The sequence below is a fragment of the Serratia sp. 22264 genome, assembly GCF_052045345.1.
Lineage (GTDB): Bacteria > Pseudomonadota > Gammaproteobacteria > Enterobacterales > Enterobacteriaceae > Serratia > Serratia plymuthica.
In genome coordinates, this window is record NZ_JBQEOY010000001.1 from 247,350 (window position 1) to 270,240 (window position 22,891).

Annotated in this window: 21 protein-coding genes and 1 pseudogene; 12 read left to right on the plus strand and 10 right to left on the minus strand. The window is 56.5% G+C overall.

All coding sequences use genetic code 11. The features are described 5' to 3' along the window. Positions 1 to 14: 14 nt before the first annotated feature. Positions 15 to 722, minus strand: coding sequence for a glutathione S-transferase N-terminal domain-containing protein (locus ACTJJ1_RS01260; protein WP_004942304.1), 708 nt, complete (start codon positions 720 to 722; stop codon positions 15 to 17). A gap of 63 nt (positions 723 to 785) precedes the next feature. Next, positions 786 to 1,469 (minus strand): ArsR/SmtB family transcription factor, encoded by a 684-nt coding sequence (locus tag ACTJJ1_RS01265; RefSeq protein ID WP_004942306.1) that lies wholly within the window; start codon positions 1,467 to 1,469, stop codon positions 786 to 788. A gap of 74 nt (positions 1,470 to 1,543) precedes the next feature. Here ACTJJ1_RS01265 and ACTJJ1_RS01270 point away from each other — a divergent pair, with 74 nt between their 5' ends. Together ACTJJ1_RS01270 and ACTJJ1_RS01275 are read left to right on the plus strand one after the other, a co-directional pair. Continuing rightward, positions 1,544 to 1,891, plus strand: coding sequence for an antibiotic biosynthesis monooxygenase family protein (locus ACTJJ1_RS01270; protein WP_122289721.1), 348 nt, complete (start codon positions 1,544 to 1,546; stop codon positions 1,889 to 1,891). Positions 1,892 to 2,087: 196 nt separating this feature from the next. After that, positions 2,088 to 2,588, plus strand: a complete 501-nt coding sequence (locus ACTJJ1_RS01275; protein WP_006324370.1) for an AAA family ATPase — start codon at positions 2,088 to 2,090, stop codon at positions 2,586 to 2,588. A gap of 96 nt (positions 2,589 to 2,684) precedes the next feature. Here ACTJJ1_RS01275 and ACTJJ1_RS01280 read toward each other — a convergent pair whose 3' ends face one another. From ACTJJ1_RS01280 to ACTJJ1_RS01290, 3 genes are all read right to left on the minus strand, one after another. Then, positions 2,685 to 3,116, minus strand: a complete 432-nt coding sequence (locus ACTJJ1_RS01280) for a hypothetical protein (RefSeq protein ID WP_062791384.1) — start codon at positions 3,114 to 3,116, stop codon at positions 2,685 to 2,687. A 33-nt stretch (positions 3,117 to 3,149) separates the two neighbouring features. After that, positions 3,150 to 4,457, minus strand: coding sequence for an MFS transporter (locus ACTJJ1_RS01285; protein ID WP_440832075.1), 1,308 nt, complete (start codon positions 4,455 to 4,457; stop codon positions 3,150 to 3,152). Between the two features lie 731 nt (positions 4,458 to 5,188). Then, positions 5,189 to 6,109, minus strand: coding sequence for a LysR family transcriptional regulator (locus tag ACTJJ1_RS01290; protein ID WP_440832077.1), 921 nt, complete (start codon positions 6,107 to 6,109; stop codon positions 5,189 to 5,191). Between the two features lie 91 nt (positions 6,110 to 6,200). Here ACTJJ1_RS01290 and ACTJJ1_RS01295 point away from each other — a divergent pair, with 91 nt between their 5' ends. From ACTJJ1_RS01295 to ACTJJ1_RS01305, 3 genes are all read left to right on the plus strand, one after another. Continuing rightward, positions 6,201 to 7,010, plus strand: a complete 810-nt coding sequence (locus ACTJJ1_RS01295; protein WP_409443376.1) for an isocitrate lyase/PEP mutase family protein — start codon at positions 6,201 to 6,203, stop codon at positions 7,008 to 7,010. A 249-nt stretch (positions 7,011 to 7,259) separates the two neighbouring features. Continuing rightward, positions 7,260 to 7,685, plus strand: a complete 426-nt coding sequence (gene mchS3, locus ACTJJ1_RS01300; protein ID WP_409443377.1) for an MchS3 family protein — start codon at positions 7,260 to 7,262, stop codon at positions 7,683 to 7,685. Between the two features lie 261 nt (positions 7,686 to 7,946). After that, complete coding sequence (locus ACTJJ1_RS01305) at positions 7,947 to 9,539, plus strand: ABC-F family ATPase (protein WP_004942319.1); 1,593 nt, start codon at positions 7,947 to 7,949, stop codon at positions 9,537 to 9,539. Positions 9,540 to 10,399: 860 nt separating this feature from the next. Here ACTJJ1_RS01305 and moeB read toward each other — a convergent pair. Beyond that, entirely contained in the window at positions 10,400 to 11,155 is a 756-nt protein-coding gene (gene moeB / locus ACTJJ1_RS01310) for a molybdopterin-synthase adenylyltransferase MoeB (RefSeq protein WP_004942322.1), read from the minus strand. 2 nt (positions 11,156 to 11,157) lie between these two features. Then, a complete protein-coding gene (gene moeA, locus ACTJJ1_RS01315; RefSeq protein WP_440832080.1) occupies positions 11,158 to 12,396 on the minus strand; it encodes a molybdopterin molybdotransferase MoeA in 1,239 nt (412 codons plus the stop codon). A 114-nt stretch (positions 12,397 to 12,510) separates the two neighbouring features. On the opposite strand from moeA, the gene ACTJJ1_RS01320 reads away from it, so the two are divergent. From ACTJJ1_RS01320 to ACTJJ1_RS01350, 7 genes and pseudogenes are all read left to right on the plus strand, one after another. After that, the gene (locus tag ACTJJ1_RS01320; protein ID WP_122289583.1) at positions 12,511 to 13,047 is read left to right on the plus strand and encodes a DUF924 family protein; all 537 of its coding nucleotides are present in this window, start codon (positions 12,511 to 12,513) and stop codon (positions 13,045 to 13,047) included. A 421-nt stretch (positions 13,048 to 13,468) separates the two neighbouring features. Next, a complete protein-coding gene (locus ACTJJ1_RS01325; RefSeq protein WP_440832082.1) occupies positions 13,469 to 14,425 on the plus strand; it encodes an isoaspartyl peptidase/L-asparaginase family protein in 957 nt (318 codons plus the stop codon). Between the two features lie 19 nt (positions 14,426 to 14,444). Then, positions 14,445 to 16,322 (plus strand): dipeptide ABC transporter ATP-binding protein, encoded by a 1,878-nt coding sequence (locus tag ACTJJ1_RS01330; RefSeq protein ID WP_122289582.1) that lies wholly within the window; start codon positions 14,445 to 14,447, stop codon positions 16,320 to 16,322. Positions 16,323 to 16,345: 23 nt separating this feature from the next. Further along, positions 16,346 to 17,884, plus strand: coding sequence for a glutathione ABC transporter substrate-binding protein GsiB (gene gsiB / locus ACTJJ1_RS01335; RefSeq protein WP_004942332.1), 1,539 nt, complete (start codon positions 16,346 to 16,348; stop codon positions 17,882 to 17,884). A gap of 52 nt (positions 17,885 to 17,936) precedes the next feature. Next, on the plus strand, positions 17,937 to 18,857 hold the full coding sequence (gsiC, locus tag ACTJJ1_RS01340) for a glutathione ABC transporter permease GsiC (RefSeq protein WP_440832084.1): 921 nt from the start codon (positions 17,937 to 17,939) through the stop codon (positions 18,855 to 18,857). Between the two features lie 9 nt (positions 18,858 to 18,866). Further along, positions 18,867 to 19,775, plus strand: coding sequence for a glutathione ABC transporter permease GsiD (gene gsiD / locus ACTJJ1_RS01345; protein WP_004942335.1), 909 nt, complete (start codon positions 18,867 to 18,869; stop codon positions 19,773 to 19,775). Then, positions 19,776 to 19,892, plus strand: a pseudogene (locus ACTJJ1_RS01350) (CcdB family protein); the annotation flags it as partial. Between the two features lie 36 nt (positions 19,893 to 19,928). Here the strand turns inward: ACTJJ1_RS01350 and fghA are convergent. Genes fghA through ptrR form a run of 3 tightly spaced genes read right to left on the minus strand, consistent with a single transcriptional unit; the run spans position 19,929 to position 22,859 of the window. Next, complete coding sequence (gene fghA, locus ACTJJ1_RS01355; RefSeq protein WP_004942338.1) at positions 19,929 to 20,771, minus strand: S-formylglutathione hydrolase; 843 nt, start codon at positions 20,769 to 20,771, stop codon at positions 19,929 to 19,931. Positions 20,772 to 20,785: 14 nt separating this feature from the next. After that, positions 20,786 to 21,913, minus strand: coding sequence for an S-(hydroxymethyl)glutathione dehydrogenase/class III alcohol dehydrogenase (locus ACTJJ1_RS01360; RefSeq protein WP_004942340.1), 1,128 nt, complete (start codon positions 21,911 to 21,913; stop codon positions 20,786 to 20,788). 28 nt (positions 21,914 to 21,941) lie between these two features. Continuing rightward, positions 21,942 to 22,859: a putrescine utilization regulator PtrR gene (gene ptrR, locus ACTJJ1_RS01365; protein ID WP_004942342.1), complete on the minus strand. Its 918-nt coding sequence runs from the start codon at positions 22,857 to 22,859 to the stop codon at positions 21,942 to 21,944. Positions 22,860 to 22,891: the final 32 nt, after the last annotated feature.

The window sequence follows — 22,891 nt, forward strand, 5'->3', positions numbered from 1 at the left end:
TCCCAGGCAATAAATTATTCGTTGCGGGCGGGAATATTCAGGCCGCGTTGTACTGCCGGGCGCGCCAAACCGCGCTCCAGCCATTGCCCCACCCGAGGGAAACTATCGAACTCCACCAGTTCGCGCGCCTCGTAGAAACCGATCAGGTTACGCACCCAGCCCAGCAGTGAAATATCGGCGATGGTGTAATCTTCGCCCATGATCCAGTCGCGGCCTTCGAGGCGGCTTTCCAGCACGCCGAGCAGGCGTTTGGATTCATTTTTATAACGCTCCAGCGGGCGTTTATCTTCGTATTCACGCCCGGCAAATCGGTGGAAGAAGCCGAGCTGGCCGAACATCGGGCCGACCGCAGCCATCTGGAAAAATACCCATTGGATGGTTTCGTAGCGCTGCGCGGGATCCTGTGGCAGGAATTGACCGCTTTTCTCTGCCAGATACAAAAGGATGGCACCGGATTCAAACAGCGGCAGCGGCTTACCGCCCGGGCCATCGGGATCGATAATCGAGGGGATTTTACCGTTCGGGTTCAGCGACAAAAACTCCGGCGTCCAGGTTTCATTCTTGCCGATATCGATCAGATGCGCTTCATAAGGCAGGCCGATCTCTTCGAGCATGATGGAGACTTTTACGCCGTTAGGCGTCGGCAGCGAGTAAAGCTGCAGCCGTTCCGGATGCTGCGCCGGCCACAGTTTGGTGATGGGGAATTGGGTTTGATCGAGCATGAGGAGTCCTCGGGTTGACGTTGTGCCTATTGAGTATTGCACCAAAGCTAACGCGCTGTGGGGCTAAAGCGTGAGGTCAAAATGTGCTTTCAGAGCATTCTTGCCGGTGGCGGTGAGTTGCAGCTCGCGGCTATCGAGCCGGCGCCTTATCCAGCCGCGTTCGATAAAAGCGTTAAGCATTGCTGCGCCAAGTGCGCCACCGAGGTGAGCCTTGCGTTCGCTCCAGTCCAGACAGCCGCAGGCGAAGCGCCGCCGTGAAGGCGCGGGCGTGCAGTCGACACCCAACCGCGTCAGGGCAGCCCGCCCCGCGTCGCTCAGCCGGTAGTCTTCCTCGCCCACCAGCCAGGTCAACCGATGCAAACGGTCATGCAGCTTTACCGCCACTTCACCGGCCATATGATCGTAGCAGGTGCGGGCGAATTGCAGCGAGGTGGGGGTAGTGCTTTTCACCGCCGGCCGTTCGACGCCGGCCAGCGCCATCAGCGTTTCCAGCACATCGGCCACCGGCTGCCCCGCCAGGCGGAAATAGCGATAGCGCCCCTGTTTGACGCAGGCGATCAACCGTTGTTCCTGCAAGCGCGCCAAATGCCCGCTGGCGGTAGAGGCGGCGACGTCCACGGCGGCGCTGAGCTCGGTGGCCGTATAGGCGCGGCCGTCCATCAGCAGGCACAACATGCGCGCACGGGTGCGGTCGGCGATAGCGGCAGTCAGTGCCGCCAGGCGATCTTCAATATCGATGTCATTCATACTTCGAGATTAGGCGAAGTATGGCTGTAGGTCTAGCCTTAGGATAGGGTTAATCTTCCTGACAGGAACTCTCTATGATTGCCGTTATTTTTGAATTGCAGGCCACCGACGGGCAGCGTGAAACCTACCTTAAACTGGCGGCAGAGCTAAAGCCGCTGTTGGCGGAGATTGACGGATTTATCTCCATCGAGCGCTTTCAAAGCCTGGCCGATCCGCAGCGGTTACTGTCGCTGTCCTTCTGGCGGGATGAAGAGGCGGTAAAACAGTGGCGCAATCTCGAGCAGCACCGGGCTGCGCAGGCGCGTGGCCGCCATGATGTGCTGGCGCAGTATCGCCTGCGGGTGGCGGAGGTGGTGCGCGACTATGGTTTGGATCAGCGGGATCAAGCGCCGCAGGACAGCTGCGGCTATCACGCAGGTTAATGCAAGGCTGGTTTTATCGTTGACAGCCCTCCCGGTTTTATTCTATTGATAGTGGATGAATAAAAACCGACTTGTATTCGCGCAGATTATTATCACCATTCTCAGAGTGGTGGGATAGCGCGTCTCTTTCAAGCCAAAACCCGCCAGTAAGGCGGGGCAATCTCTCCTCCTGCTGGCCATCACCCAGGAGGACGTCATGGAAAATCACCCCCAGGTTGTTTTACATCTGATGTGCGGCAAAGCCGGTTCAGGCAAGTCGACGTTGGCAAACCGCTTGTCGCAGCAGCCACAAACGCTGTTGATTGTTGAGGACAGCTGGCTGGCGACGCTGTATGAACAACAGATGGCCGGGTTGCAGGATTACGTCCGCTATTCGGCCCGGCTACGGCAGGCATTGAGCGAACATGTTGTACAGCTGCTGCGTCATGGGCTGTCGGTGGTGCTCGATTTTCCGATGAACACGCCGGATCGTCGTCTTTGGGCCAGACAACTGGCGGACGTCGCCGGCGTTAGCCATTGTCTGCATTTTCTGGACGTCAGCGATACGCAATGCAAAAGCCGGATCAAACTGAGAAATGAACGGGGCGATCATCCTTTTGTGCTCAGCGAAGAAACCTTCGATCTGCTTACCCACTACTTTGTTTCCCCTTCAGAGGAAGAGCGGCTGACTGTGGTCAGATACGGCGATCAGGCCTGAGTCAGCCCGTTTGAGGGGCGTGGTTTCAAACGCGGTATCGACAGCGACCTCGCTCTGCGGTGCAGAGCGGGTGTTATCTCTTGCGTTAACGGAAAGCTATGCCAGTACATTCCAACGCTGTATAAGCCCCAGCAGATGAACCAGACCTATGCAGAGACATATCAATGAGCTTATGACGATAAATCTGTGACTGCGGCCGGTATTGCGCAACGCAACGGGGCCGGCGATACCACGCAACAAATAGATAAACGTGATGAAGCACAGCGCGGGGCGCAGCAATGGCAGCGGCGCAATAATGCCGGCGCCGGCCAAAGCGTACAGCGCCCAGATAAACAGCACCAGGGCGATACCCGCGGTCGCGATGGCCGGAAATGTCTTGCCGGCTTCGGCGGCGCGGATAAAGCGATCGCCGGCGCCGCACAGGCGATATCCGCGCGGCCCCGCCTTGATCACCCAAACATGCACCAGGGCCGCCATGGCGCTCAGCCCTGCGCCTGTCAGTAATGCCAAATTATAAGGGGTATCCATACTTCTCTTCGCTCCTGGGACAGAACCATTGCGTCAGTTTTTGTGCCGCTCCTTGAACACTGTAGTGGCAATCAGGCTGATAGTCAGCATGCCGGTAACATACCAGGCCGGCGCCATAGGATTGCCGCTGATATCCAGCAACCAGGTGACGATGAGCTGCGCCGACCCACCAAACAGCGTAACGCCGAAGGCATAAATCATTGAGGTGCCGGTAGCGCGGACATGGCGCGGTAACGCAGAGACGATCAGCATGGTGCTCGACAGCATATTGATCCCTAAAGCGCCGATCAGCAAGATGCGAAAGAGGATTGCCAGCCACAGGTAGTGTGTGAAGCCCAGGAACCAGAACGTGGGATAAATCAGTATCAGGGCGGCAAAGATAGAGAAAAGCAGCGGCCTTTTGTAGTTTTGTATCCGATCGACATAACGGCCGGCGAAATAAACGGCGACGATTTGCACCACGGAAGCAATGCAGCTGAAGAGATAGGCGGTTGGCGCGGCAATGTGATAGGTCTGCATCATATAGGTCGGCATATACAGCAGCACAATATAAACCATTACGGTGCCGGACATAATGATCAGCATCCCCAGCAGCAGGTCTTTAAAGTGATTGCGCAGCACATCCCAGACCGGGTTAACCGGTGGGCGTTCTTGATCCGCAACCTCGCCGCTATAGGTTTCTTCCAGGTGTTTACGGATATATACGCCGACGGGAATAATCAGCAGGCCGATGATGAAAGGCACGCGCCAGCCCCAGGAATAGAGGGCTTCTTCCGGCAGAAAATAGGTCAACAGCAGCCCGAAAGAGGCGCCGAGCAAGGCGCTGATGCCTTGGCTGATCGCCTGCCAACTGACAAAGAATCCCCGCTGGTTGGCCCCGGCCGACTCCAGCAGAAGGGTGGTCGCAGACCCCACTTCACCGCCGGCGGCAAAGCCCTGAATCAATCGGCCGGCCACGATCAGCATCGGTGCGAAGATGCCAATCTGCGCATGAGTGGGGGCGAAGGCGATCAGTGCCGTGCCGACGCCCATCAGAACAATAGTCATTAACATGGCGGCTTTACGCCCGACCCGATCGGCGTAGGCCCCCAATACCATGCTGCCCAGCGGCCGCATAATAAAGCCGACGCCAAAAACGGCCACCGACATTAATAAAGAACCGTAGGCCGTATCGCTGGGGAAATACAGCTTTCCGATAATGGCGGCAAAGAAGCTGTAAACGGTGAAATCGAAGATCTCCAGCCCGTTACCGAGGCTGGCGCCAAATATGATTTTATAATTTATCGTTTTCTTGTCGATCGTCCGATTCTCGGATAACTCGCTTTCAACCCTGTTCATCATTATCTCTATCTCTCGCGATGGGTGGCATGTTTTATTGTTAATGTTTCACCAGTAATACCTAATGGTGCTGCTTTATTGCGCTCACACTATTGCAACCTCTTGTTTACATATACTTGTATGTACAACTATATGCAATACGGGTTATTTTCGGTGTGAAAATGGAAGTTGATTGGTTTAACTTGTTGTTTATTTAGTGGCTTATTCCTGTTCTGATAAGGGTGTCAACCCTGCCGGGTTGACGATTTAGTGACCTGCCACACACAAAGGATCCGATTCCTTGTGGGTTTTAAGAGGTGAATCACAATTTTAATCGTAGAGAGAAATATGCGGTGGTGTGGTTCTGCCGTAGCAATAAAAATTGCTATTCGGCCCGAAGAGGAGGGTAAAGGAAAAGCATTTACTTAATCCAAGGGGATAATGGTTTATCACCTGTAGGCTAAGGTTATTTTTTTGTTGGGGTGTTTAACGTAAACATTGGTTCTCTCTATCGCTCAGGTGATAAGTCTGATGATTTTTTTAGGCCTGCCTGGGAGTGATTAATATTCTTAGTGAATTTAATTTATTGGAATAATTGTTTTTGTGAATGCAAATGTGTTTTCTCGAACGCAGGCAGGAATACGAGTAATCCAGGATATTGAGACCTCTCGAACAAGGCACCCTATGCCCTGATGCGCCAGTAGTGCAAAATGTGGGGCTATTGAATGTCGTGGCCAAGCCCCGCTGATTTTTTCTTAAACTTCTGTTTTTTGCATTTGCAGGCAAGGTTCCTGTTGCCATCTCAGTGTCAGGAAATCGATTAACGCCCGCGCTGCCGGCCCCACCGGCCCCGGCGGGTAAACGGAATAAACCCCGGTTTCTCTCCCTGTCCATTGCGGCAGCAGTTGCACCAATTCCCCCAAACGTATCGATTCGGCCATCGTCACGGCGGAATGAAATGCGATGCCTTGGCCGTCTATACAAAATTGTTTGACCGCATCGCCATTATCCGCTCGCATTCGGCCCTTGGGCTGAAACACCGTCTCCCCCGCGGGCCCGAACAGGCGCCAGTTCTCGCCGTCGTGGCTCGCCGTCGAAACCAGGCACTGGTGCTGCCGCAGTTCCTCAAGCGTTGTCGGTGTGCCGTGCTGTTGCAGATAATGAGGCGAGGCGACCAGGATCCGCCGGTTGTTGAGCAGCTTGCGCGCCACCAGGCTTGAATCCGGTAGCCGGCCAATGCGGATAGCGACCGCCACGCGTTCCGCGACAATGTCGACATAACGATCGGTCATCAGCAGGTCTATTCGCAGTTGGGGATACTGCGCCATAAAAGCCGCCAGATGCGGCGCGACGTGCAGGCGGCCAAACGACAGCGAAGTGCTGACACGCAACGTTCCCTGCGGCTGGCTTTGCTCATCGCGCATTCGCTCATAGGCCATTCTCAATTGTTCCAGCGCGGCGCTGCAGTCTGTGAAGTAGCGCTGGCCGGCTTTGGTCAGCGACATCGCCCGGGTTGTGCGGTTGATAAGCAGCATATCAACCTGTTGCTCAAGCTTTTTGACCAGGCGACTGACGGCAGAAGGCGTCATATTCAGCGCTTGCGCCGCTCTGGCGAAGCTCTGATGTTCAGCCACGGCGACAAAGGCTTTTACCAGTTGCAGGGAAGGTTCTTCCATTCGTTCTCCCGGGGAATGAATGTCTGAAATTTACGGCTATTATCATCCAAATTGATGATGGTTAGAATGCGTTTTTTATCGGGAGAACCTTATGGACACTCACAATAATGCCGCCGTTTTTGCCAATCTGCACCGTCAGCCACACCCATTACGCCTGCCCAATGCCTGGGACGCCGGCAGCGCATTGTTGATTGAAAGCCTCGGTGCCGCCGCGATCGCCACTACCAGTGCCGGTGTCGCATGGTCGTTGGGCTATCGCGATGGCGACAGGTTACCGTTAGCCCCGCATCTGGCGAGCATTGCGGCGATCGCGCGCGTCATTAAAGTGCCGCTCAGCGTGGATATCGAAAGTGGTTACCCGGATGAAGAAGGCAGCCTGGAAAGCCGGGTGGCGCGCTTTATTGACGCCGGTGCGGTGGGCATCAATATTCAGGATGGGGCGGATTCGCCGCAGATCTTGTGCGAGAAAATCACCCAGGTGCGTAATGTCGCGGAGCGCATGGGGATTAAACTTTATATCAATGCGCGCACGGACGTTTATGCGCGCAGCCTGGTCCCTGCCGCCAGGCGAGTCAGTGAAACGCTGAGTCGAGCCAAGAGTTACCACGAGGCGGGGGCTGATGGGTTGTTTGTTTTGGGCGTGACGGACCCGGAACAGATCCGTGAAATTGCCGGCCAAACCGATCTGCTGCTTAATGTGATCGCCTGGCCTGGTCTTTTGCCGGCGGAGCAACTCGCCGCGCTTGGCGTACGCCGGGTGAGCGTCGGCTCATGGATCCCGCAAAGCCTGTGGACGCACACCGCCAGATTGGCGGCAGGTTTTCTGGCCGATGGCAGCTCCGAACCGCTGTTCGGTGATGCAGCGCCTTACTCGCACATCAACGGCCGTTTTCCCGATTAACGAGTCAGGATGCCGGATGGGGGATTACCGCATTCGGCATGTTTGGGGGGCGGGGCGGTTTCAAAAAAATGGTTGAAGAAAAGTAAGGTTATGGTTGATGCTCGTATAATAAGAGTATATGAATCAAGCTATTTTATAAGTTTTAATGATTCATTTTATTAATGTGGCTATAAGTTTTCTATTTGCAATGATTTTATTTATGTGGTTAGGTTGGCATAAGGTAAATGATTTGTGAATGGGGTGGGCTTTATGAAAAGGATTTTTATAGTTACTACTTTGTTTTTTACTTCGTTATGTTCTCTCTATGGCTACGCAAATGAAAATTATTATAAAACTATAGAAAGTAACTTATCCCAGGTTGGTTATTTTTCCTTAGGTATGAATGGCTTTGCTGGCAAGATTAGTGAAGGGGAAGTTGCTGTAATAGATATTCTTAAAAGCAAGAACGCAACTGATATTTTCCTGAGAATAGCCAATAATCCCAAGGCAACGCCAGAAAGTAAACTCTATGCAGCTTGTGGATTGAAGCAACTAGGTAAACTAAATAATAACGACGGCAAATCCATTTTTGAAAAAGAGTGGAATGATGATGTTTCGATATTGAAAGCAGATATTCTAAGAAAAGAAAAATTTAAACATTTATATTTTGGTATTTTAAATCATGGATGCATGTGAGTAAATTTACTGAATTACTCTATTTCTTGGGGAAGTGGCTCATGACAACCTTCAAGTGGTAATAGCTTCACCGGTATCCCTCCGTCAACGGGCGGGCTTGCATTACGCCGAGCCACGGGGCCGGCATGTCGGGTTAAGCGCATGATCCTCTGCCGCCGCACCTTTGCTCAAATTGTCACCGAAACTTCCCGCGATCTCTTATCCTCGTTATGGCATAATGCGCGCCAAATCACATTCCCAATGATATGAAGAGCGAGCGCTGTGTTAAGCACTAACAACATCACTATGCAGTTTGGCAGTAAGCCGTTGTTTGAAAACATCTCCGTCAAGTTTGGCGGCGGTAACCGCTACGGTTTGATCGGGGCCAACGGCTGCGGCAAATCCACCTTTATGAAAATTCTGGGTGGCGATCTGGTGCCGAGCGGCGGCAACGTGTTCCTCGATCCGAACGAACGCCTGGGCAAACTGCGTCAGGATCAGTTCGCTTTCGAACAATACAGCGTGCTGGACACCGTCATCATGGGCCATCACGAGCTGTGGGCGGTGAAGGAAGAGCGTGACCGCATTTACGGTCTGGCCGAAATGAGCGAAGAAGACGGCTATAAAGTGGCCGATCTGGAAGTGGCTTACGGCGAGATGGACGGTTACACCGCCGAAGCGCGCGCCGGCGAACTGCTGCTTGGCGTAGGCATCCCGGTTGAACAGCATTACGGCCCGATGAGCGAGATCGCGCCGGGCTTCAAACTGCGCGTATTGCTGGCGCAGGCGCTGTTCTCCGATCCGGAAATCCTGCTGCTCGACGAACCGACAAACAACCTGGACATCGATACCATTCGCTGGCTGGAGCAGGTGCTGAACGATCGTAACAGCACCATGGTCATCATTTCGCACGACCGTCACTTCCTGAACATGGTCTGTACTCACATGGCGGATCTGGACTACGGCGAGCTGCGCGTTTATCCGGGCAACTACGACGAATACATGACTGCGGCCACTCAGGCGCGCGAGCGTCTGGTTGCGGACAACGCCAAGAAGAAGGCACAGATTAACGAACTGCAATCGTTCGTGAGCCGCTTCAGCGCCAACGCCTCCAAATCCAAGCAGGCGACTTCTCGCGCCCGCCAGATCGACAAGATCCAACTGGAAGAAGTGAAGGCCTCAAGCCGTCAGAACCCGTTCATCCGTTTTGATCAGGACAAGAAACTGTTCCGTAACGCGCTGGAAGTGGAAGCGCTGACCAAAGGCTTCGATAACGGCCCGCTGTTCAGCAAGTTCAATCTGATGGTTGAAGTGGGCGAGAAAGTGGCGGTACTGGGCCCGAACGGTATCGGTAAATCCACGCTGCTGAAAACGCTGGTGGGCGACGCCCTGCCGGACAGCGGCAGCGTGAAGTGGTCCGAAAACGCCAAGATCGGCTACTACGCTCAGGATCACGAATACGAGTTCGATGACACCCTGACGGTATTCGACTGGATGAGCCAGTGGAAGCAGGAAAAAGACGACGAGCAAGCGGTGCGCAGTGTGCTGGGCCGTTTACTGTTCAGCCAGGATGACATCAAGAAGAAAGTTAAGGTGCTGTCCGGTGGTGAAAAGGGCCGTATGTTGTTCGGCAAGCTGATGATGCAGCGCCCTAATATCCTGGTTATGGATGAACCAACCAACCACCTGGATATGGAATCCATCGAATCGCTGAACATGGCGCTGGAAATGTACGAAGGTACGTTGATCTTCGTCTCCCACGACCGTGAGTTCGTCAGCTCGCTGGCGACGCGCGTGCTGGAAATGACGCCGACCAAGGTTATCGACTTTACCGGCAACTACGAAGACTATCTGCGTAGCCAGGGTATCGTTTAACTCTGCTTAGGCAGTCAAAAGGCGGGAGCATTCCCGCCTTTTTTGTCTCCGTTATAGTGCAGAGTAAAATGTTCTGTTGAAATTCTGACATACACTCCTCAAATATCGTTCACTATCTGCATTTTTCCCCGTAAGCATAAAATCTGGAATGCATGTCTTTTATTTATCGGAAAGCGAGTGTAGAAGCTTAATTTTATTATTTTAAGCTGCCCGTATATTTACCTGGTTCGTTAATGCCATTAATTAACCTTGCCATAAAATTCGTTAAAAATCGGTTATGCGAATGACTTATATATTGAAGTAGTTGCTGGTTTTAGTCTGTTTACCTTGATTTTAATAAGGATGAAAATATCTTGATATTTTCTCGCGTAAACGTTAGTAATAATCGTTATCACACATGACGAGAGGCTTTTTTCAGTATTTTAGGGGTGATTAATGCAGTCTTTTAGAACTAATGGCATATTTTTTCGGAAATGGATGCGCTGCTCTACATACCTTTTTATGATATTCACCGCTGTGAATTATATTGGTAACAGTATTCATGGTGGAGATTTATATTTCTTTTTATTGATTGTTTTTTTATGTCTTTTGGGCGGCTTTGCCTTTGTTTTTTTCAACATTATCAATGTAAAGGATGACGAAAAATGAAAGAGCTTGGTTTGCGTGAAATTGCTCAGATATCGGGTGCTTCAGTAATTGGCTGGGCAAGGTTTCAAACAGATGTTTGGGGTGGATAGTATCGATCGGGTTCAGAAGATTATTGGGTCAGGAATAATATAGGGCGATGGTTCGCCCTATATATTATTCATCAGAATGGGGGCCCTGCGGTCTGGCATGGTTACCCGTTTGGCCAATGCTTACTATTCCCCGCCGCACACTTCGCACTGCGGGTTTTTCGGCAATTTCATCTCGCGGAACTGCATCGTCATGGCGTCGAACATCAACAGCTTTCCGGTGAGGGGCTGGCCGTAATGCGTCAACAGCTTAATCGCTTCCAGAGCTTGTAGCGTGCCGATAGTGCCCACCAGCGGCGCCATAACCCCAGCCTCGACGCAGGTCAGGGCGTTTTCGCCGAATAACCGGCTCAGGCAGCGGTAGCAGGGCTCGTCCGGCTGGTAGGTGAATACGCTGAGCTGCCCCTCCATGCGGATCGCCGCGCCGGAAACCAGCGGTTTGCGTTGCGCATGGCACTGGCGGTTGAGCAGATCGCGTGTCGCTACGTTGTCGGTGCAGTCCAGCACCAGATCGCAGGCGGCAATGTGCGCCGCCATCTGTTCGTCGTTCAACTGCCCGTCCACGGCATCAATACGGATATGCGGATTGATGGCGCTCAACTCGAGGCGAGCCGATTCGACCTTCGTCATGCCAAGGCGTGCATCGCGATGCAGGATCTGGCGTTGCAGGTTGGAGAGGGCGACGGTGTCGAAATCAACCAGCGTCAAGTGGCCGACGCCCGCCGCGGCCAGGTATGGCGCAGCAGCGCAACCCAGCCCGCCCAGGCCGATAATCAGCACTCGAGCGGCCTTCAGTTTTTCCTGGCCGTCGAAGTCAAAGCCGCGCAGGATAATCTGACGGTTATAGCGCAGCGTTTCGGCGTCGGTTAATTCCGGCAGCATGTTCAGCTCCTCAACAAGGTGTTGAATGGCTCGATTTCCACCGTTTCGCCAACTGCCACGGAACCGCGTTCGCGCTCCAGCACGATGAAACAGTTACCCTGGCTGAATGAACTGAATACGTGCGAGCCCTGGTGGCCGGTGGTGCTCACTTCCAACTCGCCCTGGGCATTGCTGGCAAACACGCCGCGCTGGAAATCAAGACGACCCGGCGCCTTCTTCAGCGGCGTCAATGCGCGTGCACGCAGGCGCGGTGGCAGGTGCCACTCGCTGTGGCCGGCCAGTTTTGCCAGCAACGGCTGCACCAACTGGTAGAAGGTCAGGGCGGCGGAAACCGGGTTGCCCGGCAGGCCGCAGAACCAGGCGTGCTTCAGCTTGCCAAACGCAAAGGGTTTGCCGGGTTTGATCGCCAGTTTCCAAAAACTGACCTTGCCCAACTCATCGAGCATTTGTTTGGTGTAGTCGGCTTCACCCACCGACACGCCGCCGCTGCTGATCACTACGTCAGCCTGGCTGTCCGCCTGCTCGAAGGCGGCGCGCAGCGCGTTCTGGTCATCACGGATAATGCCCAAATCGAGCGTCTCGCAGCCCAATTGTTCGAGCATCAGACGTACCGCAAAGCGGTTGGTGTCATAGATTTGCCCGGTCTCTAGCGGCTGGCCTACCGGTTGCAACTCGTCGCCGGTGGAGAACACCGCGACCTTCAACTTGCGGATCACCAGCACCTCGGCGACGCCGAGCGAGGCCAGCAACGGCAACTGCGCAGCGCCCAGTTTGACGCCGGCAGGCAACACGCCGGCGCCCTGTCGGATATCTTCTCCCGCCAAACGGATGTTTTGTCCGGCACGCACGGCGGCATTGAAGCGAACGCCGGCATCGCTCACCTCGGCCTGCTCTTGCATGATCACCGCTTCGGCGCCGGTTGGGACCGGCGCGCCGGTCATGATGCGCACGCAGGTGCCGGCCGGCCAGTCACCGTCGAACGGCGCCCCGGCAAAGGCTTTGCCTGCGACCGGTAGCGGGGCGTTGGCATGCAGGTCCGCGATACGCACCGCATAACCGTCCATGGCCGAATTGGCGAACGGCGGCACGTCGATCGGTGAAATCACCGGCGCGGCGGTAATGCGGCCGGCGGCGGCGTTCAGGGGGATGGATTCGGTCTGCTGCAGGGGAGAGAGTTGGCTGAGCATCTTCTCCAGCGCCTGCTCAAGGGAAATGAGATCGGAAGTATGGCAATGATCCATAAAGGGAACTCCGTAATCAGGGTGCGCGAAAAATAGCGGCAAAGTGGGAGTATTATGGCAGATAACGCCGAAGGGGAGAACGGGTTACACTGAGTTTAACAAGGGAGAGACGTTATGCATAAACAGGTCATAGACTTCTGGTTCGAGGAGATCGATCCGGTGATGTGGTTCAAGAAAGACGATGATTTCGACAGCCGGTTGCAGGTACGTTTTGGCGAGTTGTGGCACGCGGCGGCGGCGGGTGAATTGGCGCACTGGCGGGAAACTATCGAAGGGCGGCTGGCGGAGGTGATCGTGCTCGATCAGTTCAGCCGTAATTTGTTTCGCGGCACGCCCCGTGCGTTTTCCAGCGACTGCATGGCGCTGGTGCTGGCGCAAGAGGCGATCCGCTCCGGGCAATGCGAACAGCTCAGCCGCGAACAGCGCGGTTTTCTCTATTTACCCTTTATGCATTCGGAATCGGCGGTGATTCATCAGCAGGCACTGGCGCTGTATACCGAACTGAATAATGGCGATCAGTTGGAATTTGAATTACGGCATAAGGCGATCATTGATCGTTTTGGCCGTTACCCGCACCGTAATGCGATATTAGGCCGGATCAGCACGCCGGAAGAAGAGGCATTTCTGCTGTTGCCAGGATCGGGTTTCTGAATATCGATTATCTGCTTTCAACCTGCGAAAAAACCGCAGGTTGAGCGCTTCACGGCTATTTATCCAGAGCTATCGGTTATTTTTTCGGAAAATGACTGTCCATCAAGTAGGGCGCTTGCCAAAAATACCAGACAGGACTTTTTGCGTGAATGCTTTGATCTAACACCCTGTTTTTATTCCACTAAGTTATTTCAAGGTGCAAAATGGTCTAAGAGGGCTACGCTAAATGCTGAACGGCGACTTTATGCTTTACTTCGATTGCCGGGCTAAATATAGTCGAAAAAAGTCTGAATAATAATTACACCCGTCGTATTTCAAGCATACCTGGCGGCTCCCGAGCTGGCCGCCTGGTTGCAACTTGAAATCCATAGGGGATAGGCGTCTTGGAAAAGGGCTGGAATTAACACAGGGTGTCAGGCAAATGAGCAAACCAGTGATTGCCATTCATGGCGGTGCGGGCGCAATTACCCGTGCGGCGCTGAGTGCAGAAAAGGAACAGGAATATATTCAGGTGCTGTCCGGCATTGTCGCCGCAGGCCAGAATATTTTGGCCCAGGGCGGTAGCGCGCTGGATGCGGTCACCGAGGCGGTGAGGTTGCTGGAAGAGTGCCCGCTGTTCAACGCGGGCTTGGGCTCGGTGTTCACTCATCAGGGCACCCACGAACTGGATGCCTGCGTGATGGACGGCCGCACCTGCGATGCCGGCGCCGTGACGGGCGTTAACCGGATACGCAATCCGGTGCTGGCCGCGCGTGCGGTGCTGGAAAACAGCCAACATGTGCTGTTCGCCGGTGAAGGCGCAGAAAAATTCGCCGCGGTCCACGGCCTGGAAATGGTCGCCCCCGATTTCTTCTTTACCCAGGAACGTTTTGATCAACTGCACCGCGCTCAGGCGGAGCAGGGCCGGGTGCTGCTCGATCACGACGGCGCGGCGCAGGCCGGCGATCCGATAGACCCCGATCGCAAATTCGGCACCGTCGGTGCGGTAGCGCTGGACGCATTAGGCAATCTGGCGGCCGCCACCTCAACCGGCGGTATGACCAATAAACAGGCCGGCCGGATAGGCGACACGCCGATCATCGGCGCCGGCTGCTATGCCAACAACGCCACGGTGGCGGTCTCCAGTACCGGCACCGGTGAAATCTTCATGCGCGGCGTCGCGGCTTACGACGTTTCTGCCTTGATCGAGTACGCCGGTCTGAGCCTGCAGCAGGCCAGCGACCGGGTGGTGATGGAAAAACTGCCGGCCATGGGCGGCAGCGGCGGGCTGATCGCCATCGACCGCCACGGCAACGTGGCCCTGCCTTTCAACAGCGAAGGGATGTACCGCGGCTTCGGTTATGTCGGCGATGCGCCGTCCATAGGGATTTATCGCTAACCGATCACCAGGAGGGTGCATGACCGATACTTCAATGCCGCCTGCGGCGGACTCCGGGTTATTTCTGCCGCCGCAGCGCGTACTGTCGGTACGCGATCTTGGCATCCGTTTTAACCAACAGGGCGACACCGTCGAGGCGGTGCGCCACCTGTCATTTGACATCGATCGCGGTGAAACGCTGGCGATCGTCGGCGAGTCCGGCTCGGGCAAATCGGTGACCTCTCTCGCGTTGATGCGGTTGGTTGAGCAGGGTGGCGGCGCTATCGTCAGCGGCGCTATGCCGTTTCGCCGGCGCAACGGCGAGGTGCTGGATCTGGCGCGAGCGCGTCAGAGCACCTTGCGAACCCTGCGCGGCGCCGATATGGCGATGATTTTTCAGGAGCCGATGACGTCGCTGAATCCGGTGTTTCCGGTAGGCGAGCAGATCGCCGAGTCTTTGCGGCTGCATCAGGCGATGGGCGGTCGCGCCGCGAAACAAGAAGCCTTGCGCATGCTCGATCTGGTGCGCATTCCCGAAGCCAAAGAGGTACTTAACCGTTATCCGCACCAGCTTTCCGGCGGCATGCGCCAGCGGGTGATGATCGCCATGGCGTTATCTTGCAAACCCGCGCTGCTGATTGCCGACGAGCCGACCACCGCGCTGGACGTCACCATTCAGGCGCAGATCCTGCAACTGATTCGCGTGTTGCAGCAGGAAATGCAGATGGGGGTGATTTTCATCACCCACGATATGGGCGTAGTGGCGGAGATTGCCGACCGGGTGCTGGTGATGCATCAGGGCGAACAAGTGGAGCAAGGGCCGGTGCGCGAGTTGTTCGCCGCGCCGCAACAGCCTTACACCCAAGCGTTGCTGGCGGCAGTGCCGAAGCTGGGTTCGATGGCGGATAAAGACTTCCCGGCCAAATTTCCTCTGCCCAACGGCGAAGACAATGGGCTGCCGCAGGATACCGTGCCGCCGGGCGCAGCGCCGATCCTGCGCGTGGAAAACCTGGTCACGCGCTTTGACCTGCGCAGCGGTCTTTTCAACCGGGTCACCCGTCGGGTACACGCGGTGGAAAACGTCAGTTTTGATCTCTATCCCGGCGAAACGCTGGGGCTGGTGGGGGAGTCCGGCTGCGGCAAATCCACTACCGGCCGTTCGCTGCTAAAGCTGGTGGACAGCCAGCACGGCACCATCACCTTTGACGGCCGTCAGATAAACCAACTGAAAGGCTCGGCGTTGCAGCACCTGCGGCGCGATATTCAGTTTATCTTCCAGGATCCTTACGCTTCGCTGGACCCGCGGCTGACCGTCGGCTTTTCGATTATGGAGCCGCTACTGGTGCATAACGTGGCGCGTGGCAAGGCGGCGGAGGCGCGTGTGGCCTGGTTGCTGGAGCGCGTGGGGCTGAAACCTGAGCATGCGCGGCGTTACCCGCATGAGTTTTCCGGTGGCCAGCGGCAGCGTATCTGTATTGCGCGTGCGCTGGCATTGAACCCGAAGGTGGTGATTGCCGACGAATCGGTGTCGGCGCTTGACGTGTCGATTCAGGCGCAAATCGTCAATCTGCTGCTCGATCTGCAGCGTGAGCTCGGCATCGCATTCTTGTTTATCTCGCACGATATGGCGGTGGTGGAACGCATTAGCCATCGCGTGGCGGTCATGTACCTCGGCCAGATCGTCGAAATTGGCCCGCGCCGGGCGGTATTCGACAACCCGCAGCACGCATACACCCGCAAACTGATGGCGGCGGTGCCGGTGGCCGATCCGGCACATGTCCATAAACGCCAACCGTTGTTGGTGGATGAAATTCCCAGCCCGATCCGCGCGTTGGGCGATGAACCCGTTACCGCACCGCTGGTACAGGTTGGGCCGGGGCACTTTGTTGCCCGCCACCCTATCGCCGGTGCTTATTAAAGACCTCAGGAGAGACAAGCGACATGAAGCACACATTCAAACGTAATGCGTTGGTGGCCGCCGTGCTGCTGGCGGCGGTGGGCGCCGGCCCGGCCTGGGCGGCGAAGGATGCGGTGATTGCCGTGGCTTCCAACTTCACCACGTTGGACCCGTACGACGCCAACGACACGCTGTCTCAGGCGGTGGCCAAGTCTTTCTATCAGGGGCTGTTCGGCTTCGATAAAGACATGAAGCTGGTTAACGTGCTGGCGGACGGCTACGAGGTGAGTAAAGACGGCCTGACTTATACCCTCAAGCTGCATCCAGGGGTGAAATTCCACGACGGCACCGAGTTCAACGCCGAGGCGGTGAAGGTGAACCTGGATCGCGCCAGCAACCCGGACAGCCATCTTAAGCGCTACAACCTGTTCAAGATGATCGACAAAACCGAAGTGGTGGACGCCAACACGGTGAAAATTGTGTTGAAGGCACCGTTCTCGGCCTTTATCAACAATCTGGCGCACCCGGCGGCGGCGATCATTTCCCCGGCGGCGCTGAAGCAGTATGGCAAAGACATTGGCTTCCATCCGGTGGGCACCGGGCCGTATCAGTTCGTGACCTGGAACCAGACCGACTTCGTCAAGGTGAAGAAGTTCGACGGTTATTGGAAGCCGGGGTTGCCGAAGCTCGACAGCATCACCTGGCGCCCGGTGGTGGACAACAACACCCGTGCGGCGATGCTGCAAACCGGCGAAGCGACCTTTGCCTTCCCGATCCCTTACGAGCAGGCCAAGGTGCTGGAAGGCAATGCCAAGCTCGACGTGGTGGCGGCTCCGTCGATCCTGCAACGTTATATCAGTCTGAACGTCACCCAGAAGCCGTTTGACAATCCGAAAGTGCGCCAGGCGTTGAACTACGCCATCAACAAGGATGCGCTGATCAAAGTGGCGTTCTCCGGCTACGCGGTACCGGCGGAAGGCCCAGTACCGCCGGCGATCGACTTCGCTACCCGCTACAAGCCGTGGCCGTACGATCCGGCCAAGGCGCGCGAACTGCTGAAAGAGGCCGGTTACCCGAACGGTTTCACCACCACGTTGTGGTCTTCGCATAATCACAGCACCGCGCAGAAAGTGCTGCAGTTTGCCCAGCAGCAGCTGGCGCAGGTTGGGGTGAAAGTGACGGTGACCGCGATGGATGCCGGCCAGCGTGCCGCGCAGGTGGAAAGCGTCGGGGTGAAAGACACCGGCGTGCGCATGTTCTATACCGGCTGGTCGGCGTCGACCGGCGAGGCGGATTGGGCGTTGTCGCCGCTGTTCTCCACCCAGGCTGCGCCACCCAAGCAGTTCAACACCGCGTTTTACAGCAACCCGCAGGTGGACAAGGATCTGACCGGCGCGCTGGCGACCACCGATCGCGCCGAGAAGCAAAAACTCTACAAGGATGCGCAGGACCGGATCTGGGCCGACGCGCCGTGGATCTTCCTGGCGACCGAGCGCCTGCTGTCGGCCAACAACAAACAGCTGAGCGGTTTCTATGTGATGCCGGATACCTCGTTCAACTTTGATAATGCCGATCTCAAATAAGGCGCCAATCCCCGCCCTCTATTCGGGGGCGGGGTGAGGGGATTAACCCGACATGCTTAATTATTTTCTGAAACGACTGCTGGGTCTGATCCCGACGCTGCTGATTGTCGCGGTGCTGGTGTTTCTGTTCGTTCACCTGCTGCCCGGCGATCCGGCGCGGCTGGCTGCGGGGCCGGATGCCGACGAAGCGGTGGTGCAACTGGTGCGCAAGGATCTGGGGCTGGATAAGCCGTTGCCTCAGCAGTTCGTCCATTTTTTTGTCAATGCGTTACAGGGCGATTTCGGCACCTCGATGGTGTCCAAGCGCTCGGTGAGCGAGGAGATCGGCTCGCGCTTTTTGCCAACGCTGTGGCTGACTCTCACCAGCATGCTGTGGGCGGTGATCTTCGGCATGGCCATTGGCATGGTGTCCGCCGTGTGGCGAAACCGCTGGCCGGATCGCCTGGGCATGACGCTGGCGGTCTCGGGCATTTCATTCCCCGCCTTTGCGCTGGGCATGTTGCTGATGCAGGTATTTTCCGTCAACCTCGGCTGGTTGCCGACGGTGGGCGCCGACAGCTGGCGGCACTATATTCTGCCCTCGATTACGTTGGGCGCGGCGGTGGCGGCGGTGATGGCGCGCTTTACCCGCGCTTCATTCGTTGAGGTGATGCAAGAAGACTATATGCGCACCGCGCGCGCCAAGGGCGTGCGAGAAACCATGGTGGTGGTGAAACACGGGCTGCGTAACGCGATGATCCCGGTGGTGACCATGATGGGATTGCAGTTCGGCTTTCTGCTTGGCGGTTCTATCGTGGTGGAGAAAGTCTTTAACTGGCCGGGGCTGGGCAGGCTGCTGGTCGATTCCGTCGAGATGCGCGATTACCCGGTGATCCAGGCCGAGGTGCTGTTGTTTTCTCTGGAGTTCATTCTGATTAACCTGTTGGTGGACATGCTGTATGCGGCAATCAACCCGGCGATACGCTACAAATGAGGGCGCTGCATGATTAAGCATTGGCGACGTAACGCTGCATTGAAGGCGATGCCGACGATCAACCCTAACGCGGTGCGTACGCCGTGGCATGAGTTTTGGCGGCGTTTCCGCCGACAGCATGTGGCGTTGGTCGCGGGACTGTTTGTGTTGCTGTTGGTGGCGGCAGCGCTGTTTGCACCGTACCTGACCCCCTTTGATGCGGAAAACTATTTTGATTATGACCGCCTGAACGAAGGCCCTTCGCTGGTGCATTGGCTGGGCGTGGATTCGCTGGGGCGGGATATTTTTAGCCGTATTCTGATGGGTACGCGCATTTCGCTGGCCGCCGGGGTGTTCTCGGTGCTGGCCGGCGGATTGATTGGCACGTTGCTGGGCCTGTTGGCGGGCTATTATGAGGGCTGGTGGGATCGGATCACCATGCGCATTTGCGACGTGTTGTTCGCGTTTCCCGGCATCCTGCTGGCGATTGGCGTGGTGGCGATCATGGGCAGCGGCATGGCCAATGTGATTATCGCGGTGGCCATTTTCAGCATTCCGGCGTTTGCCCGGTTGGTGCGGGGCAACACCCTGGTGCTGAAGCACCTGACCTATATCGAGTCGGCACGCAGCATCGGCGCTTCGGATTGGACCATCATCGTGCGGCATATTTTACCGGGCACTCTTTCGTCGATTGTGGTGTATTTCACCATGCGTATCGGCACTTCCATCATTACCGCCGCCAGCCTGTCGTTCCTTGGCCTGGGCGCGCAGCCGCCGACGCCGGAGTGGGGCGCGATGCTCAACGAGGCGCGAGCCGATATGGTGATTGCGCCGCACGTGGCGATTTTCCCCAGTTTGGCGATTTTCCTCACCGTGCTGGCGTTCAACCTGTTGGGCGACGGGCTGCGCGATGCGCTGGATCCGAAACTGAAGGGGTAACTGACCCATGAGATGGCAAGTATTCCCGTTCGTATCATGGGCGCTGAATTTTGCGATGCATCCCAATACCGAACCCAGGTGAAAGCCGCAATAGATTTTCTTTTCGACGGTATCTGATGAAATCCGGGCGGTTAAACCGCCCGGATTTTTTTATCAGCGGAACAGGTGTTCGGCGTGGAAGCGCAGGTGGTCTTCGATAAAGGTGGCGATGGTGAAGTAGCTGTGATCGTAGCCTGGCTGAATCCGCAGCGTCAGCGGCCAGTCGCGCTGGCGTGCCAGCTCGGCCAGTTTCGCCGGTTGCAGTTGATCCGCCAGGAACTGATCGCCGTCGCCCTGATCCACCAGCACCGGCATTTTTTCCGCCCCGTTAGCCAGCAGGTGGCAACTGTCGTATTGCAGCCACTGGCTTTCGTCGTTCCCCAGATAGGCGGTGAAGGCTTTTCGCCCCCAGGGCACCTGGCAAGGGTTGACGATCGGCGCGAACGCCGATACCGAACGAAAGCGCTGCGGATTGCGAAACGCCAGCATCAGCGCACCATGGCCGCCCATGGAGTGGCCAAAGATCGACTGGCGATCGCTGACGCTGAAATGCTGATTGATCAGCGCCGGCAGCTCATCGCTGAGGTAATCGTACATGCGAAAATGCTTGTCCCACGGCGCCTGCGTGGCGTTCAAATAGAACCCGGCGCCCTGGCCCAGATCGTAGCCTTCATCGTTCGGCACATCGTCGCCGCGCGGGCTGGTATCGGCCATCACCAGTACCAGACCCAGTTCGGCGGCGATGCGTTGCGCACCGGCCTTCAACGTGAAGTTTTCATCATTGCAGGTCAGCCCCGACAGCCAGTACAACACCGGCGGCGGGTTATCATCACGCGGCGGCGGCAGATAGATGCTGAAAGTCATGTTGCAATTCAGGCTCTGCGCTGCATGGCGGTAACGCTGTTGCCAGCCACCGAACATGCGGTGCTCTTCGAGAAGTTCTAATGACGAGTTCATCTCTGCCTCCTGGCTTATTTTTTGTCGAAGTGAATAACCGAGCGGATTGATTTGCCTTCGTGCATCAAATCGAACGCTTCGTTAATCTGATCGAGCCCCATGGTGTGGGTGATAAAGTCATTCAGCGCGAACTCGCCGTCCAGATAACGCTGGACGATGCCCGGCAACTGCGAACGGCCCTTGACGCCACCGAAGGCGGAACCGCGCCAGACGCGGCCGGTGACCAACTGGAACGGGCGGGTAGAGATCTCCTGGCCGGCGCCGGCTACGCCGATAATCACCGATTCGCCCCAGCCTTTATGACAACATTCCAGTGCGGAGCGCATCACGTTGACGTTGCCAATGCACTCGAAGGAGAAATCGACGCCGCCGTCGGTCAGCTCAACGATCACGTCCTGAATGGGTTTATCGTAGTCTTTCGGGTTGATCAGATCGGTAGCACCCAGTTTGCGCGCCAGATCGAACTTGCTGGTGTTGATATCGATGCCGATGATGCGGCCTGCGCCGGCCATCTGTGCGCCGATAATCGCCGACAGGCCAATGCCGCCGAGGCCGAAGATGGCCACGGTGTCGCCTTTTTGCACTTTGGCGGTGTTGATCACCGCGCCCATGCCGGTGGTGACGCCGCAACCCAGCAGGCAGACTTCTTCCAGCGGCGCTTCTTTGCTGATTTTCGCCAGAGAGATTTCCGGTACTACGGTGTATTCGGAGAAGGTCGAGGTGCCCATGTAGTGGAAGATTGGCTGGCCGTCTTTATAGAAGCGGGTCGTGCCGTCCGGCATCAGACCTTTACCCTGGGTGGCGCGGATCGCCTGACACAGGTTGGTTTTGCCGGATTTACAGAATTTGCACTCGCCGCATTCCGGGGTGTACAGCGGGATCACGTGATCGCCGACCGCCACGCTGGTGACGCCTTCGCCCACCGCCTCTACCACGCCGCCGCCTTCATGGCCGAGGATCGCCGGGAACACGCCTTCCGGATCGGCCCCTGACAGGGTGTAAGCGTCGGTGTGGCAGACGCCGGTGGCGACGATCCGCACCAGCACTTCGCCTTTTTGCGGTGGCATCAGGTCGACTTCTTCGATTTTCAGCGGCTGGTTCGGGCCCCAGGCAACGGCGGCACGGGTTTTGATCATTTCCATCATAGTCTCCAGTGGTCTATTTTTTAAATCAGGCTATGTCGATAGCGTCTGATGAAACGAGGTTGGTGTTGTCAACAGCGGCGGTTTCCGCCTGTTCAATAATCAGTTCTTTCAGCGCCCGCACGTTCGGGCTGAACGCATCGCGCCGCCACAACAACCAGGTGGCGGTTTGGGCGATATCATCCGGCAGGGCATGCACTTTCACCCGTTCATGGCCTGGCAACAGGCTGAGCACCGAATGCGGGATCATCGCCAGCCCGGCGCCGCTGGCAACGCAGGCCAACATCGCGTGATAGGACTGGATTTCCATAATCTGGCCTGGCAACACGCCTTCGCGCTTGAACCAGGACTCCAGCCGCAGGCGGTAAGAACAGCTTGCCCGAAAGGCAAACAGCGTTTCGCCTTTGGCGTCTTTAGCGTTATGAATCGGCAGGTGGTCAAGGCAGGAGATCACCACCATGTGTTCGGGGAAGGCGATACAACCGTTGAGTTCGTCATACTGAACCGGCCTATCGACCAGCGCCGCCGCCAACGTACCGGCGCGTACCCGTTCGGTGATTTCGCCCGAGGTGCCGGTGATCAACGACAGCGACACCTGCGAAAAACGCTGGTGATAGGCGGCCAGCAGAGTAGGCAGGCGGGTAGCGGCCGTGCTTTCCATCGAGCCGATAGCGAAGTTACCCGCCGGCTCACCGGCATGGGTGATGCTCATGGCCTCTTCGCTGAGCGCCAGAATGCGGTTGGCGTAGCAGAGAAAGTTGTGACCCATCGGCGAAAGACGCAGGCGCTGTTTTTCGCGGATGAAAAGATCGGTGCCCAGTTCTTGCTCAAGCTGACGCAGGCGCGTGGTCAGGTTCGACGGCACGCGGTGCAGTTGCTCGGCGGCACGGGCGACGGAGCCGGTTTCGGCGACGCTGCAGAACATGCGAAGCTGGGTCAGATCCATGGTCTTCTCTTTTCGTGATGAACTTGATGAGT

Bases quoted from the DNA above. Each gene is read 5' to 3' on its own strand.
- ACTJJ1_RS01260 (WP_004942304.1), bottom strand. From the start codon at position 722: ATGCTCGATCAAACCCAATTCCCCATCACCAAACTGTGGCCGGCGCAG.
- ACTJJ1_RS01265 (WP_004942306.1), bottom strand. From the start codon at position 1,469: ATGAATGACATCGATATTGAAGATCGCCTGGCGGCACTGACTGCCGCT.
- ACTJJ1_RS01270 (WP_122289721.1), top strand. From the start codon at position 1,544: ATGATTGCCGTTATTTTTGAATTGCAGGCCACCGACGGGCAGCGTGAA.
- ACTJJ1_RS01275 (WP_006324370.1), top strand. From the start codon at position 2,088: ATGGAAAATCACCCCCAGGTTGTTTTACATCTGATGTGCGGCAAAGCC.
- ACTJJ1_RS01280 (WP_062791384.1), bottom strand. From the start codon at position 3,116: ATGGATACCCCTTATAATTTGGCATTACTGACAGGCGCAGGGCTGAGC.
- ACTJJ1_RS01285 (WP_440832075.1), bottom strand. From the start codon at position 4,457: ATGATGAACAGGGTTGAAAGCGAGTTATCCGAGAATCGGACGATCGAC.
- ACTJJ1_RS01290 (WP_440832077.1), bottom strand. From the start codon at position 6,109: ATGGAAGAACCTTCCCTGCAACTGGTAAAAGCCTTTGTCGCCGTGGCT.
- ACTJJ1_RS01295 (WP_409443376.1), top strand. From the start codon at position 6,201: ATGGACACTCACAATAATGCCGCCGTTTTTGCCAATCTGCACCGTCAG.
- mchS3 (WP_409443377.1), top strand. From the start codon at position 7,260: ATGAAAAGGATTTTTATAGTTACTACTTTGTTTTTTACTTCGTTATGT.
- moeB (WP_004942322.1), bottom strand. From the start codon at position 11,155: ATGCTGCCGGAATTAACCGACGCCGAAACGCTGCGCTATAACCGTCAG.
- moeA (WP_440832080.1), bottom strand. From the start codon at position 12,396: ATGGATCATTGCCATACTTCCGATCTCATTTCCCTTGAGCAGGCGCTG.
- ACTJJ1_RS01320 (WP_122289583.1), top strand. From the start codon at position 12,511: ATGCATAAACAGGTCATAGACTTCTGGTTCGAGGAGATCGATCCGGTG.
- ACTJJ1_RS01325 (WP_440832082.1), top strand. From the start codon at position 13,469: ATGAGCAAACCAGTGATTGCCATTCATGGCGGTGCGGGCGCAATTACC.
- ACTJJ1_RS01330 (WP_122289582.1), top strand. From the start codon at position 14,445: ATGACCGATACTTCAATGCCGCCTGCGGCGGACTCCGGGTTATTTCTG.
- gsiB (WP_004942332.1), top strand. From the start codon at position 16,346: ATGAAGCACACATTCAAACGTAATGCGTTGGTGGCCGCCGTGCTGCTG.
- gsiC (WP_440832084.1), top strand. From the start codon at position 17,937: ATGCTTAATTATTTTCTGAAACGACTGCTGGGTCTGATCCCGACGCTG.
- gsiD (WP_004942335.1), top strand. From the start codon at position 18,867: ATGATTAAGCATTGGCGACGTAACGCTGCATTGAAGGCGATGCCGACG.
- fghA (WP_004942338.1), bottom strand. From the start codon at position 20,771: ATGAACTCGTCATTAGAACTTCTCGAAGAGCACCGCATGTTCGGTGGC.
- ACTJJ1_RS01360 (WP_004942340.1), bottom strand. From the start codon at position 21,913: ATGGAAATGATCAAAACCCGTGCCGCCGTTGCCTGGGGCCCGAACCAG.
- ptrR (WP_004942342.1), bottom strand. From the start codon at position 22,859: ATGGATCTGACCCAGCTTCGCATGTTCTGCAGCGTCGCCGAAACCGGC.